The 13,799-nt window shown below is 63.2% G+C and carries 12 protein-coding genes; 11 read left to right on the top strand and 1 reads right to left on the bottom strand.

All coding sequences use genetic code 11. From position 1 onward, the window contains the following. Window positions 1-27: 27 nt before the first annotated feature. The 8 genes from G454_RS0106145 to G454_RS20315 all read left to right on the top strand — a co-directional run bounded on the left by G454_RS0106145 (window position 28) and on the right by G454_RS20315 (window position 8,829). Window positions 28-1,230: an MFS transporter gene (locus tag G454_RS0106145; protein ID WP_245574340.1), complete on the top strand. Its 1,203-nt coding sequence runs from the start codon at window positions 28-30 to the stop codon at window positions 1,228-1,230. A 116-nt stretch (window positions 1,231-1,346) separates the two neighbouring features. Next, complete coding sequence (gene argC, locus G454_RS0106140) at window positions 1,347-2,390, top strand: N-acetyl-gamma-glutamyl-phosphate reductase (protein ID WP_027717909.1); 1,044 nt, start codon at window positions 1,347-1,349, stop codon at window positions 2,388-2,390. A gap of 16 nt (window positions 2,391-2,406) precedes the next feature. Beyond that, window positions 2,407-3,621 (top strand): bifunctional glutamate N-acetyltransferase/amino-acid acetyltransferase ArgJ, encoded by a 1,215-nt coding sequence (argJ, locus tag G454_RS0106135; RefSeq protein WP_027717908.1) that lies wholly within the window; start codon window positions 2,407-2,409, stop codon window positions 3,619-3,621. A 34-nt stretch (window positions 3,622-3,655) separates the two neighbouring features. Then, window positions 3,656-4,531 carry an acetylglutamate kinase gene (gene argB / locus G454_RS0106130; protein ID WP_211229990.1) on the top strand — a complete coding sequence of 292 codons (876 nt, stop codon included), beginning with the start codon at window positions 3,656-3,658 and terminating at the stop codon, window positions 4,529-4,531. A gap of 26 nt (window positions 4,532-4,557) precedes the next feature. Beyond that, window positions 4,558-5,748: an acetylornithine transaminase gene (locus G454_RS0106125; protein WP_027717906.1), complete on the top strand. Its 1,191-nt coding sequence runs from the start codon at window positions 4,558-4,560 to the stop codon at window positions 5,746-5,748. Window positions 5,749-5,808: 60 nt separating this feature from the next. Beyond that, entirely contained in the window at window positions 5,809-6,711 is a 903-nt protein-coding gene (gene argF / locus G454_RS0106120) for an ornithine carbamoyltransferase (protein ID WP_051275977.1), read from the top strand. Window positions 6,712-6,732: 21 nt separating this feature from the next. After that, entirely contained in the window at window positions 6,733-7,947 is a 1,215-nt protein-coding gene (locus G454_RS0106115; RefSeq protein WP_027717904.1) for an argininosuccinate synthase, read from the top strand. 447 nt (window positions 7,948-8,394) lie between these two features. Beyond that, complete coding sequence (locus G454_RS20315) at window positions 8,395-8,829, top strand: helix-turn-helix domain-containing protein (protein WP_051275965.1); 435 nt, start codon at window positions 8,395-8,397, stop codon at window positions 8,827-8,829. Between the two features lie 177 nt (window positions 8,830-9,006). On the opposite strand, the gene G454_RS0106105 is transcribed toward G454_RS20315, so the two are convergent. Beyond that, the gene (locus tag G454_RS0106105) at window positions 9,007-9,375 is read right to left on the bottom strand and encodes a helix-turn-helix domain-containing protein (RefSeq protein ID WP_027717903.1); all 369 of its coding nucleotides are present in this window, start codon (window positions 9,373-9,375) and stop codon (window positions 9,007-9,009) included. A 226-nt stretch (window positions 9,376-9,601) separates the two neighbouring features. Between G454_RS0106105 and G454_RS20310 the strand changes: the two genes are divergently transcribed. The 3 genes from G454_RS20310 to G454_RS17965 form a co-directional block, all read left to right on the top strand. Then, a complete protein-coding gene (locus tag G454_RS20310; protein WP_156896683.1) occupies window positions 9,602-9,877 on the top strand; it encodes a helix-turn-helix transcriptional regulator in 276 nt (91 codons plus the stop codon). A 173-nt stretch (window positions 9,878-10,050) separates the two neighbouring features. Further along, the gene (locus G454_RS0106095; RefSeq protein ID WP_027717902.1) at window positions 10,051-12,168 is read left to right on the top strand and encodes a carboxypeptidase-like regulatory domain-containing protein; all 2,118 of its coding nucleotides are present in this window, start codon (window positions 10,051-10,053) and stop codon (window positions 12,166-12,168) included. Window positions 12,169-12,184: 16 nt separating this feature from the next. Beyond that, window positions 12,185-13,799 (top strand): Ig-like domain-containing domain (locus G454_RS17965; protein WP_035107140.1); only part of this gene is annotated, 1,615 nt, incomplete at its 3' end.

The raw sequence follows: 13,799 nt of genomic DNA, 5'->3' as shown, positions 1-13,799 counted from the left end.
TTTTGCTGGAGGTGAACTCTCTTGTCCGTGGCCGTAAAAGCGGAAAAGCCGGAGGCCCGGCGCCCGCAGATGGGGCTCCTTTTTCTTTTATCCTGGGGGCACATGGTCACCGACATGGCCCAGGGGGCCATCCCGGCCCTCCTCCCGGTGCTGAAGCAGGCCTTTGCCCTTTCCTACACCCAGACCAGCCTCCTGGTGCTCGTCTCCAACGTAGCCTCTTCGGTCATCCAGCCCCTTTTCGGCTACTTTGCCGACCGCCGCCCGGCGCGGTGGCTCCTGCCGGCGGGCTGCCTGGTGGCCGGGCTGGGGTTGGCGACCTGCGGGCGCCTGCCGTGGTTCGGCGTGCTCCTGGCCGCCGTGGCCCTCTCCAGCCTGGGGGTGGCCGCCTACCACCCGGAGGGCTCCCGCACGGCCAACCTGGCCAGCGGGGTGCGCAAGGGGAGCGGGATGGCCGTTTTTTCCGTGGGCGGCAACCTGGGCTTTGGCCTGGGCTCCCTCTTCATGGCCTGGCTGCTGACCCTCGGGGGCCCGCAGAACACGGTTTACTTTGCCCTGCCGGGGATGTTCACCGCCGCGGTAATGCTGCTCGGCTGGCAGCGCCTGGCCTCCCTCAAGGAGGAGGCCCGCCCGCGGGAAGCTGCCGCCGGCGAGGGGCAGCGTCGGGGGGCGCTGGCCGCTTTTGTCATGCTCCTGGTTTACATAATATTCCGCTCCTGGCTGCACGCGGGGATGTACACCTACATCCCCCTCTACTACACGGACTACCTTCGCGGCGACGTCCACCTGGCCGGCTACTTTGTTTCCGTGTTCCTCCTGGCCGGGGCCTTCGGCACCCTTCTCGGGGGGCCCCTCACCGACCTCCTGGGAGCTCCGGCGGTCATGGCGGGCTCCATGGGCCTGCTCGTTCCCCTCATCTACCTCTTTCCGCGCATCGGCGGGGGCCCGGTCCTTCTGGCCCTCTCGGCCTTCATCGGTGCCGCCCTCATCAGCACCTTCTCCACCACCATCGTGCTGGGGCAGCAGCTGCTCCCCCGGCAGAAAGGCCTGGCCAGCGGCTTCACCATTGGCTTTGGCGTGGGGGCAGGGGGCGTGGGCGTGCTCCTGCTGGGCGTTCTGGCCGACCACTTCGGCGTGCCGGCGGTGTTCACGGCCATGGTGGGCCTGGCGTGCGGCGGCCTGCTGCTAGCCCTGGTTCTCGTCAGGCGGTTCCGTGACCTGGTGCGCGCGTGAGAAAAAGAAAGGGCAAATTCCGGTTGTATTTTTATTCAGGTAATTGTATAATTATAACCATGCCGGGTAAGGCGCTGCAAAATTTTAATTAAAGACACGGGGTGTTGTGGGAAGAAATGGCCGTTAAAGCAAGTGTTCTGGGGGCCACCGGTTACACCGGCGCGGAGCTGGTGAGGTTGCTTTCGGCTCATCCCGCGGTGGAGCTGGTGGGGTTGACCACACAGAGCTATGCCGGGCAGCCCTTCTGGGAGGTCTACCCCCACCTCCTTGGCTACGTGGACCTCGTCTGCCGCGAGCAGGATGTGGGGGCCCTGGTGAGGGAGAGCGACGTCATCTTTGCCGCCCTCCCCCACGGACACGCCATGCACGTGGCCGGGGAGATCCTGGGCGCAGGGAAGGCCCTTGTGGACCTGGGGGCGGACTTCCGGCTGGCCGATGCCCGGACCTTTGCGGCGTGGTACAAGACGGAACACGCGGCGCCCGACCTCCTGCCGCAGGCCGCGTACGGCCTGCCGGAGATCCACCGCGAGAAAATCAGGGGGAGCAGGCTGGTGGCCAACCCGGGCTGCTACCCCACCGGGGCCATCCTGGCCCTGGCGCCGCTCTTAAAGGAGCGCCTGGTGGACACCGGCAGCATCGTCATTGACGCCAAGTCGGGGGTATCCGGAGCTGGGCGCGCCCCCTCTTTAAACACCCACTTCTGCGAGGTCAACGAGAGCATCAAGGCCTACGGAGTGGCCGGCCACCGCCATACGCCGGAAATAGAGCAGGAGCTGAGCAGGCTAGCCGGGGAGCCGGTGGTGGTTTCCTTTACGCCCCACCTCGTGCCCATGACCAGGGGTATTCTCTGCACCGTTTACGCGCGGCTGGTGCGCGCGGCGGAAACGGAAGAGCTGCTGGAAATCTACCGGCGGTTTTACGCGGGGGAGAGGTTTGTGCGCGTGCTGCCACCGGGCATGCTGCCGGCCACCAAGATGGTTGCCGGCTCCAACCACTGTGACATCGGCCTGGTGGTGGACCGCCGCGCCCGGAGGGTGGTAGTTATTTCCGCCATCGACAACCTCCTCAAGGGTGCTGCCGGCCAGGCGGTGCAGAATATGAATATAATGTTCGGGCTGCCGGAAGAGGAGGGCCTCACCGGCCCGGGAGTTTATCCCTAACGGGAGGTGTGACGGGGTGAGCGAGCCTTGGGAAAAGGTTGCCGGCGGCGTCACCGCGCCCAGGGGCTTTCTGGCTGCAGGGGTGGCCGCCGGCATAAAGTATAAGGGCAAGAGGGACGTCGCCCTCATTTATTCGGAAGCCCCGGCCCTGGCGGCCGGTGTTTTCACCACCAACCGCGTGAAGGCCGCTCCGGTGCTGGTGACCGCCGCGCGCGTGGCCGGGGGAAGGGCGCGGGCCGTGGTGGCCAACAGCGGCAACGCTAACGCCTGCACCGGGGAGCAGGGCATCCGCGACGCCCTGCTTATGGCCAGGCGGGCCGCCGAGCTGCTGCACATTCCCGAAGAGGAGGTGCTGGTGGCCTCCACGGGGGTCATCGGCCGTCCGCTGCCCATGGACCTCGTGCTGGAGGGCATCGGCGCCTGCGTGCGGGAGCTCAGCCCCCAGGGAGGAGCAGCGGCGGCGGAGGCCATCATGACCACCGATACCCAGCCCAAGGAAGCGGCGGTTTCTTTTGTTTTGGAGGGGAAAAAGGTAACCATTGGCGGCATGGCCAAGGGTTCCGGGATGATCCACCCCCGGATGGCCACCATGCTCTGCTTTTTGACCACCGACGCGGCCATCTCCCTACCCCTGCTGCGGGAGGCCCTGCGCTTTGCCGTGGAGCGCAGCTTCAACATGATCAGCGTGGACGGGGATACCAGCACCAACGACATGGCCCTGATCCTGGCAAACGGCCTGGCGGGCAACCCTCCCGTGGAGGTGCCCGGCCCCGCTTTCTCGCTCTTCTGCCGCGCCCTCACCGCCGTGTGCGTCTCCCTGGCCAGGGCCATTGCCGCCGACGGCGAGGGGGCCACCAGGCTCCTGGAAGTGAGGGTCGTTCGCGCCCCCACGGAGGAGGACGCGCGGCTGGCGGCCCGCGCGGTGGTCAGCTCCAACCTGGTGAAGGCCGCCGTTTACGGGCGGGACGCCAACTGGGGGCGCATAATTTGCGCGCTGGGCTATTCCGGGGCCAGCTTCGACCCGCAGCGGGTGGACATTTACCTGGGCGACCTGCCGGTGGCCCGCGACGGGGCGGCCCTGGCCTTTGACGAGGAGCGGACCTCCGCTTTGCTTGCGGGGCCCGAGGTGCGCATTCTCGTCGACCTGAAGTCCGGGGACGGCGAGGCCACGGCCTGGGGCTGCGACCTCACGGAGGACTACGTGCGCATCAACGCCCACTACCGCACCTAGGAGGAGGTAGGATCCCTTGTCCCTGGCCAGCGCAATGGAGAAGGCGGCCGTTCTGGTGGAGGCCCTGCCCTACATCAAGAAGTTCTACGGCAAGATCGTGGTCATCAAGTACGGCGGCCACGCCATGGTGGACTGCGAACTAAAAAGGGCCGTGCTTACCGACGTGGTGCTCATGAAGTACGTGGGCATGCACCCGGTGCTGGTCCACGGCGGCGGCCCGGAAATCACCGCCATGCTGCAAAAGCTGGGCATCGAGTCCCGCTTTGTGAGCGGCCTGCGGGTGACCGACGAGGAAACCATGGAAGTGGTGGAGATGGTCCTGGCGGGCAAGCTCAACAAGGAGATTGTGGCCACGCTCAACCGCATCGGGGGCAAGGCGGTGGGCCTTTCGGGCAAGGATGCCTGCCTCTTTACGGCGGTAAAAAAGCCCGCCAAGGTCTACCGCCCGGACGGCACGGTGGAGATGGTGGATATCGGCTGCGTGGGTCAGATCAAAAAAGTTAACCCGGCCATCGTGCTCACGCTAATTAAAGAAGGTTACATCCCCGTGGTGGCCCCGGTGGCCGTGGGGCCGGAAGGCGAGAGCTACAACGTCAACGCCGACACCGCCGCCGGGGAGCTGGCGGCGGCGCTGGGAGCCGACAAGCTGATCATCCTCACCGACGTGGAGGGCATCCTGGAGGACAAAAACGACAGGAGCTCCCTCCTCTCGGTGATCAGAGCCGACGAGGTGCCGGCGCTCATCGAGCGGGGGATCATCGACGGCGGTATGGTGCCCAAGGTGGAGTGCTGCCTGGCCGCCCTTTACGGCGGCGTTAACACCACGCACATCCTGGACGGGCGCATACCCCACTCCATCCTGCTGGAAGTGTTTACCGATAAGGGCATCGGGACCATGGTCGTGCGCTAAAAAGAACGGCGGGAGGAAACCGGCGGATGAACACGGCGGAGATAATCCAGCTTACCGAGAAGTACGTGCTGCCCACCTACGGGCGGCTTCCCCTGGCCCCGGTGAGGGGGGAGGGGGCGCGGGTTTGGGATGCCGAGGGCCGGGAGTACCTGGACTTTGTGGGCGGTATCGCCGTCTGCTCCCTGGGGCACTGCCACCCGGCAGTGGTGAAGGCCATTTGTGAGCAGGCAAGCAGGCTCATGCATGTTTCCAACCTCTACTACATCGAGCCACAGGCCAGGCTGGCCAGGCTGCTGGTGGAAAACTCCTGCGGCGACAAGGTCTTTTTCTGCAACAGCGGGGCGGAGGCCGTGGAGGCGGCCATCAAGCTGGCCCGCAAGTACGGCAAGTTACGCGGCGGCCCGCAAAAACATCACATCGTCACCGCCGAAAGGTCCTTTCACGGACGCACCATGGGGGCCGTAACCGCCACCGGCCAGGCAAAGTACCGGGAGCCTTTCGATCCCCTGGTGCCCGGCTTTTCTTACGTGCCCTTTAACGATGTAGAGGCCCTTTCGCGCGCCGTCGGTCCCCACACCTGCGCCGTGATCCTGGAGCCGGTGCAGGGGGAAGGGGGGGTGCGCGCGGCCACCCGGGAGTTCCTGGCGGCGGCGCGGGAGCTGTGCGACCGCTACGACGCCCTGCTCATTTTTGACGAGGTGCAGTGCGGGCTGGGCCGCACGGGGAAGCTTTTTGCCTACGAGCACTACGGGGTGGAGCCGGACGCCTTTACCCTGGCCAAGGCCCTGGGCGGCGGCTTCCCCATCGGCGCCCTGGTGGTAAAGGAGCGGGCGGCTATTTTTGCCCCCGGCGACCATGCCTCTACCTTCGGGGGAAACCCCCTGGCCTGCGCGGCGGCCCTGGCGGCAGTGGAGTCCATAATCGGCGAGGGCCTGGTGGAAAACGCCGCCCGCGTGGGTGAATACTTCAAGGAGCGCCTGGTGGACCTCTCCCGGCGCTTTAATCTCGTGCGGGAGGTGCGCGGCCTGGGGCTGATGCTGGGCATGGAGCTGGCCGTGGAGGGAAAGGCCGTGGTGGCCGGGTGCCAGGAGCGGGGGCTGCTCATCAACTGCGTGGACAACCACGTGCTGCGCTTCCTGCCCCCGCTGGTCGTTACGGAAAGGGACGTGGACCGCGCCGTGAATATTTTAGCCGCGGTGCTGGCAGAGGTGGGATAATTTGCGAAAGGCGAGGGATATCCTGTGGGTGTGAGCTTAAAAGGCAGGGACCTTTTGTCCATGCGCGACCTTTCGGCGGCGGAAATTCTGGCCGTGTTGGACCTGGCCGGGGAGCTAAAAGCAAAGGCAAAGAGGGGTGAACCTCACCCCTACCTGGCCGGCAAGACCCTGGGCATGATCTTCCAGAAACCCTCCACGCGCACGCGCGTTTCCTTCGAGGTGGCCATGTACCAGCTGGGGGGCTACGCCCTTTACTTAAACGCCGCCGACCTGCAGCTGGGGCGGGGGGAAACCATTGCCGACACCGCGCGGGTGCTCTCCCGCTACTTAGACGGCCTCATGATCCGCACCTACGCCCAGAGCGACGTGGAGGAGCTGGCCAGGTACGCCGACATCCCCGTCATCAACGGCCTCACCGACCTGGAGCACCCGTGCCAGATACTGGCGGACCTCCTAACCGTGCGGGAGCACAAGGGCCGCCTGGCCGGGCTCAAGCTGGCCTATGTGGGCGACGGCAACAACGTCTGCCACTCCCTGCTGCTCGGCTGCGCAAAGGTGGGCATGGACATCTCCGTGGCCTCCCCGCCGGGGTACTGGCCCAGGGAGGACATTGTGGAGGCGGCGCGGGCGGCGGCCGACGAAACCGGCAGCCGGGTGGAGGTGGGCGCGGATCCCGTGGAGGCCGTGCGCGGCGCCGACGTGGTGGTTACCGACGTGTGGGCCAGCATGGGGCAGGAAAAGGAGGCTGGGGAGCGCCGCCGCATTTTCGCGCCCTACCAGGTCAACGGTGAGCTCGTGCGCCACGCCAGGGAGGACTTCATCTTCCTGCACTGCCTGCCGGCACACCGGGGCGAGGAAGTGACCGACGAGATCCTCGACGGGCCCCACGCGGTGGTGTGGGACGAGGCGGAAAACCGCCTGCACGTGCAGAAAGCTCTTCTGGTCATGATCATGGGCAGCTAAGAGAAAGGAGCGCTTTACCCGATGGTAAGGAAAGTGGTGCTGGCATATTCCGGCGGCCTGGACACCTCCGTGGCCATCCCCTGGCTGAAAGAAAATTACGGGTGCGAGGTCATTGCCATGGTGGCGGACCTGGGCCAGGAGGAAGACCTGAAGGCCATAAAAGAAAAGGCCCTTAAAAGTGGGGCCAGCAGGGTTTACGTGGAGGACGTTAAGAGGGAATTTGTGGAGGAGTACATCTTCCGCGTGCTGCGCGCGGGGGCCGTTTACGAGGGGAAGTACCTCCTGGGCACCTCCATGGCCCGCCCGCTCATTGCCAAGAAACTGGTGGAGGTGGCCCAAAAGGAAGGGGCGGAGGCCGTGGCCCACGGCGCCACGGGCAAGGGGAACGACCAGGTGCGCTTTGAGCTCTCCGTAAAGGCCCTGGCCCCGGAACTGAAGATCATTGCCCCGTGGCGGGAGTGGAACATCCGCTCCCGGGAGGACGCCATTGACTACGCCCGGGCGCGGGGCATCCCCGTCCCCGTGACCAAGGACAGGCCCTACAGCATGGACCGCAACATTTGGCACTTAAGCCACGAGGGAGGTGACCTGGAGGACCCGGCCAAGGAGCCGCCTGACGACGTGCTCCTGCTGACCACGCCGCCGGAGAAGGCGCCGGACCGGCCCACCTACGTAGAGATTTACTTTGAGCAGGGCGTCCCCCGGAAGGTGGACGGGGAGGAGCTCGACCCGGTGGCCCTCCTGCAGAAGCTGAACCGGCTGGGGGGCGAAAACGGCGTGGGCGTGGTGGACATGGTGGAAAACCGCCTGGTGGGCATGAAGTCCCGCGGCGTCTACGAAACCCCCGGCGGCACCATCCTGTACCTGGCCCACCGGGAGCTGGAGAGCCTCTGCCTGGACCGGGCCACCATGCACTTCAAGGAGCTGGTGGCCGCCAGGTACGCCGAGCTGGTCTACGACGGCGTGTGGTTCTCGCCCCTGCGGGAGGCCCTGGACGCCTTTGTGGAGGTAACCCAGCGCACGGTGACCGGTACGGTGCGCATGAAGCTCTACAAGGGCAACTGCACCCCTGCCGGCGTCAGCTCGCCTTACTCCCTCTACGACCCCGACCTGGCCACCTTTGGCTACGAGGAGGTTTACAACCAGGCCGACGCCACCGGCTTCATCAACCTCTTCGGCCTGCCTTTAAAAGTGCGGGCCATGATGGAGCGCCGCGCGGGGCTGAGAAAACCTTGATTCATGCGGGATTCCGGGACGTAACCATTTTCTGTCTGTCCGAAACGATCCGTCTGAAAGCCTTGATTTTCCTGCTGGTACAAAATGGTTCGTCGGCAGCTCGTCGGCAATTTTTGCGAACATACTAAACTCGCCTAAAGCCAGCCTGCGGGAGAGCGAAGGGAAAGGCCAGGCCCGCCAAAAGGAGAGGCGGGCCTTTCCATTTTTGTGGGGGGCGCCTGCACGGGCGGCCCGGCAGAGGTTTCGGGAAAGGGCAATTTTCAGGAGGAGTACCCGAGCATACCGTGGCAAGGAAGAGGGAATTGGCTGGCCCGGCGGCGAAAAAGAAAACTGGCTGGCCGGTGGCTGCCGGGTAGGGCGGCTGCTTTGGCTGGCACCCCTGCCGCGCGGCAAAAGACAGAACTTTCCCGCGTTTTTAAGATGCGGAAATAGGAAGGGGCGAAGTCAGTGTCTTCTTTCGGCGAGAGGCTGGCCTCTTTGCGCCAGCAGAAAGGCCTCTCCCAGGCGGAACTCGCCCGCTTGCTGGGCATTGGGCAGAGCACCATAGCCATGTACGAAAAAAACAAGCGCCTGCCGGAGTACCACCTCCTGGTGCGCCTGGCGGACTTCTTTGGGGTGTCCACGGACTACCTGCTCGGCCGAACCGACCAGGCCGGCCCCGGCGGGAGAAAGGACGCGCTGGGCGAAAGGGTGCTGGCGCTCGCCGCCGACCCTCTTTTTGCCGGCGTCCTGCGGGAGGCTGCGGAGCTGACCGCGGAAGAAAAGAGGACCCTGGCCGAGTACTGGGAGCTGGCCCTGCACTTTGTGAAAAGCAGAAAAAGGCAACTCAACGGAAACGAGTCCTGCGCGGAAAAGGGGACGCCAGAAGTGGGTAGTCGCTGACGCTTCGGGCGGGAACCGGCTGAGTTGCGCGCCTCTGAGATACGAGGCCGCGCGTTCCGGCGCTCTTGTGAGGTGCAGGGGCGGTGCTGCCGGGCGGTGCGGGACGGGGCCTGCCTACTGCAATCGGGAAGGGGCACGCTGTTTTCAACGGGGGCCACGGGGTAGGAGATCACTGCCCTAGGGCTCCCGGCATTTTTTTCCGCAGTTGCCCTCGCACGCTCTGAACGCCGCGATGAAAGCCGCGATTGCTTTTGCCGGGACGCCCGTCCGCTCGGCCAGGAGCACAATCAAGGGGTCCGAGGCCAGGGGCAGGTAGCACGCTGGAGGAAAGGGGACGGCGACCTGCGGGGCAGTACCCACCAGTTCGTCCAGCGGCACGCCGAAGGCCTCGCTGAGCCTTAACAGGGTGTCGAGGCTGGGTTGCTTCACCCCGCGCTCCCAGTTGGCGACGGTCGAGCGCTCGACCCCGAGCATCTTGGCCACGTCGCTCTGCCGGAGGCCCAACCTGTGCCGTAGCCGCTTTAGACTCTCGCCAAACCGCTTCATTTATTCGCCCCCGTGATGTTTCTACTAGAAACTTTACTTTGGTTTTAACTCTATTGACAAGTTTCCGATAGAATACGTACAATGGTTTCCAGATGGAACGCTGGGTTTCCAAGAGAAGACATACAAAGGGCTTTTTCTCCAGAAGAAGCCCTTTTAGTCCAACTCAATCCGAGCACCGCCCGTGGACCGGCAAGGGCCGGGCCTTGGGGCGAGGGAGATGACACAAATGCGCGTCTCACTGCGAAGCGCGCGGCTGCGCGCCGGCTTAACCCAGGCCGAACTCGCCCGCCGGGTGGGCCTCAGCCGCTCCGCGTACACCAACATCGAAAAAGGGAACAAGCACCCCTCGCTGATCACCGCCCTCCGCATCGCCCACGTCCTGGGCGGGCACGTCGAAGAGCTTTTCGCCGAGGACTTCCCCGGTGGAGGGCGCGTGGAACCCGGAGCGGGCGCGGGGGTCCGGGCACAGGACAGGCACAGGCTCCCTGCCTGCCACGGGTAATTATTGCCAGTTTTTCGGAAAACCATGCCCCGTGCGCGGCGGCCGGACAGGCCGCCCGCACGGGGCGCGGATCGAAGGACGAGGAGGTGATAGGGAGGCGAAGTGAGGAGGGCAAGCAAGAGTTCATAGTAGCTGGTTAGTTGGGTAGAAAATTTTTTGTGTTAAGGAGGGTAATGAAAAACGTGAGCGTGGTGGGTTTAAGCAAGTCTGCTAAGCGCACGCGCAAAGTGGTTTCCATCATTGCTGTGCTCGCCCTGCTCGCGGCGCTTCTGCCGGTAGTGCCGGCGTGGGCGGCGGCTAATTTGTCTGTTACCCCGAGCCCATCAAATGCTGGTGCAGAGGTAGATTATGCGTTCAGCGTAACGTTGAGTGACACTGATGTCATTCCAGTAAGTCAGGTAGCCGGGAAGAACGTAGTGGTTACCTTCCCGAGCGGGTTCGAGATCAAGACCGCCGGGGTTGCTCTGCCGGTTACAGTGACAGTAGACTCCACTCCTTACTACGCACAAGTCATTCCAACCGTAAGTGCCGATAAACTCTCCGCCGCTTTTGTGGTGCCTGCAGCGTTGCTGCCGTCTTCTGGTAACGTGGGGGGATTTGAGGTCAAGGGTCTCCGGGTCAAGAACGCTGCGGTTGCCGGGGCCCAGACAGTCAGGCTGACGTTCGAGGGCGCCAACAAGACCGTCCAGGCGAACGTCACTCTGGTGGCGGGAGTTTACAGCGTAACCATCGACCAGCCCGCGGCCAACGCACAGGTGCCTGCCGGTTCCAACGTGCTGTTCAAGGGGTACGTGAAGGATGCTGCGGGTAATGGCGTTGGAGGGGCAAGCGTTGCCGTTAAGCAAGGCTCGACATCCATCGGAACAGGGACAACGCTCAGTAACGGTTATTACGAAGTTTCTATTACGGCACCTACTACTACCTCTGGGAATGTCACCTACACTGTGGAGGCGAGCAAGTCGGTAGATGGAGTTTCGACCTCGGCTCAAACCTCGGTGACCGTTTCCGTGGTTGCCGGCCAGCCGGCAAAGCTTGATTTCTCCACTCCTCCTTCCTCTCTCACCAAGGGGCAGCGTGCTAAGTTCACGGTCCAGTTAAAGGACAGCTATAACAACGTCGCTACGGCGGGCGCCGGCGGCGTGACAGTGTACCTGAATGCGGAACTCACTGACGCTAGCGGCAAGTCTCTCGGCGGCCGGTTCTATGACGCCGAGAGTGGCGGAAAGGAGATCACCTCGGTCACCATTGCCCAGGGCAGTTCCTCTGCCGATTTCTGGTTTGAGCCCGTGGTAAGCTTTGTTTCCACTGATGGAAAAACTCTCACGGTCTCGGCCAGCGCCCAAGGATTGACAGCTACTACCAAATCGTATTCTTCAGTTTCCACTCCGACCGCCCCGAGCGGCGTAACCGTTAATATCACGCCTCTCGCTACTGATGCCTCTGGCGCTCCGGTTGCCGGGTGGCCCCTGAAGGTTGTTGCCACACTGGACCAAGCAGCCGATCAGGACTATACGGTTCAGGTTAACCTTAAGTCTGACGCAAACCCGGTTGACTGGGCTACGTGGGACACGGCGGCGAACCTGAGTTTCGGAGCGGCTGGGTCGAAGAGGAGCGGCGACACGATCGTCATTGCGAAAGGGAAGAAGGAACTGGTCTTCTACGTGTACACCACAGTAGCGGCCGAGGGGAAGACGCTGGCGGTTGAGGTTAAAGAAACTTCTGCCGCACCGGTGTTTAGCGGAAGTAACACGACATCTAATTTCTCTAAGGACTTAGCACGCAGCCTTAGCGCCGGCTGGAACGTCTTGTCCACCCCGCTTAAGCTGGCGGGTGCCGGCACTATGGCCTCGCTGGTGGGCGACGCGGACAGAATCGAAATCGTCTATACCTTTGAAAACGGGAGTTTTAGGCAGGTCGACAAGAATAATGAAAAACTTGAGCCTTTGAAGGGCTACTTCGTCAAGATGAAGCAAGGCGCTACTGTTTCCTACTACCTGACCAGGGCGACCATGGTAGAAGATACTGTTCCGACCAAACGTCAGCTGGCTGCTGGGTGGAACCTACTCGGTGTTGGCACACTGAGCAATTTAAACGTTGAAGATATCTTGGCCAACGTGAAAGACAAGTACACCGCGGTTGTCAATCCGGGCGCCGGCAATTTAGCAACATGGTCTGCTGTGACGCCTGCTTCTGCGAGGGTAGAAGTAAAACCTGGTGATGCCTACTGGGTCTACATGGCCGCGCCGGGCGAGGTCACGACCCTGGCAGTGCCGCAGCTGATCAGTCCGTAACGGGTGGAGGTGCAAAATGAAAGTGACGCGCCGACATTGCAGCTTCAAAGCAACCATCCTGGCTGCTGCGGCGCTCCTGATAACGGCCCTCGTCTCCTGGGCGGCTCCCGGAGCCGCCCAGGAGGTACCCTTATTGCCCGATGCGTTTTACGGTCAGGTCTACGCCGGGCAGTACGGGGGAGGGCTCATTCAGCAGGGCGCGGAAGTGGCCATTTACGTAGGCGATGAAACCACACCCCGGGTGCAGCCGCGCGCAGTGGCGAACGGCTGGTACGCCACGGAAAACAACTGTTATCTGTTGCAACCGATTTATGCAGCAGATGTGGGTAAGGTATTGACCTTTAAGGTTAACGGGGTTCCCGCGAAGACGTACTACAATGGCGTGGAAACAACTCTCAAAGTTCACGTAAACCCTGCAAACGGCGTGCAGGAAGCTTATGTGGCGCGTGTGGACCTCGTGGTACCCGCCCCCGAAGTTGAGTCCACCGACCCGGTGAACGGCGCCACCGGCGTGCCCGCGGACAAGACCATCACCGTGACCTTCAAGGGTGCAGTGCAGCAGGGCGACAACTTTGCGGGCATAACCTTGAAGGACGCCTCGGGTAAGGCGGTGGAAATCGACAAGTCCATCAGCAGTGACCGCGTCCTCACCATCAAACCCAAGGCCCCGCTGGCCGGATCGACGGCCTACACCGTGACTGTACCTGCGGGCGCGGTGAAGGACGCGGTAGCAGGCATTCCGCTGGCCAAAGACTTCACCTTCTCATTCACCACCGAGCAAGACAAGACCCCACCGGCGGTGCAGAAATGCGAACCTGCTGACGGTGCCACCAATGTACCCGTGAACGTAACCATCACCGTCACCTTCACCGAGGATGTACAGGAAGGGCCGCAGTACGCAGGCATCTCCCTGGTGGACGAGCAGAACAACTCCGTAAAAGACCTGCAGAAGAGCATCTCTGCTGGCAAAGTTTTAACCTTAAAGCCCGTATCTGACCTGGCCTACTACAAACGCTACACCGTCATCATTCCTGCAGGGGCGGTGAAGGATCTAGCGGGGAACGAGCTGGCGCAGCCCTGCGTGTTCAGTTTCACCACAGCCGCCCAGCAGGGGGCGAAAGTTGAGATCACCGTGCCGCAAAGCGGCGTGGTGGACAACTTCACCGTGCCGCCGGGAGCCTCCAGCGCGGTTTTAAACCAGAGCGGCGCACAGCTTGAGATCCCGCAGGGCGCCTTTAGCGGTGCGGCCAAGATCACCTTCAAGCCCGTGGACAGCACAGGGCTCCCCGGGGCCGGATCAATCGGCCAGGTCTTTGAGGTAAAGATCGAGAACGTGACGCTGTCGCAGCCGGTTACTTTGCGCCTGCCCGCGCCGGCTGGTGCTGGTGATAGGGTGCGGGTGTTCAAGCTGGACACGGTGAACAAGCGCTGGATTAACCTAGGCGGCAAGCTGAATAACGGGTACGTTGAAGTGAGCTTGACCTCCTTCAGCATCTTCACAGCCGCCAACGCCCCGGCGCCTCCCACGGCCAGCCCGGCACCCGGCACCTACACGGGAAGCGTGCAGGTGACACTGTTGCCAGCGGAATCCGGCGCTACCATACTTTACGGGCTGAACGCCGCCCCGCAGA

This window comes from Desulfovirgula thermocuniculi DSM 16036, assembly GCF_000429345.1.
Classification (GTDB): domain Bacteria; phylum Bacillota; class Desulfotomaculia; order Desulfotomaculales; family Desulfovirgulaceae; genus Desulfovirgula; species Desulfovirgula thermocuniculi.
This window is presented reverse-complemented; position numbering and strand designations above follow the sequence as displayed.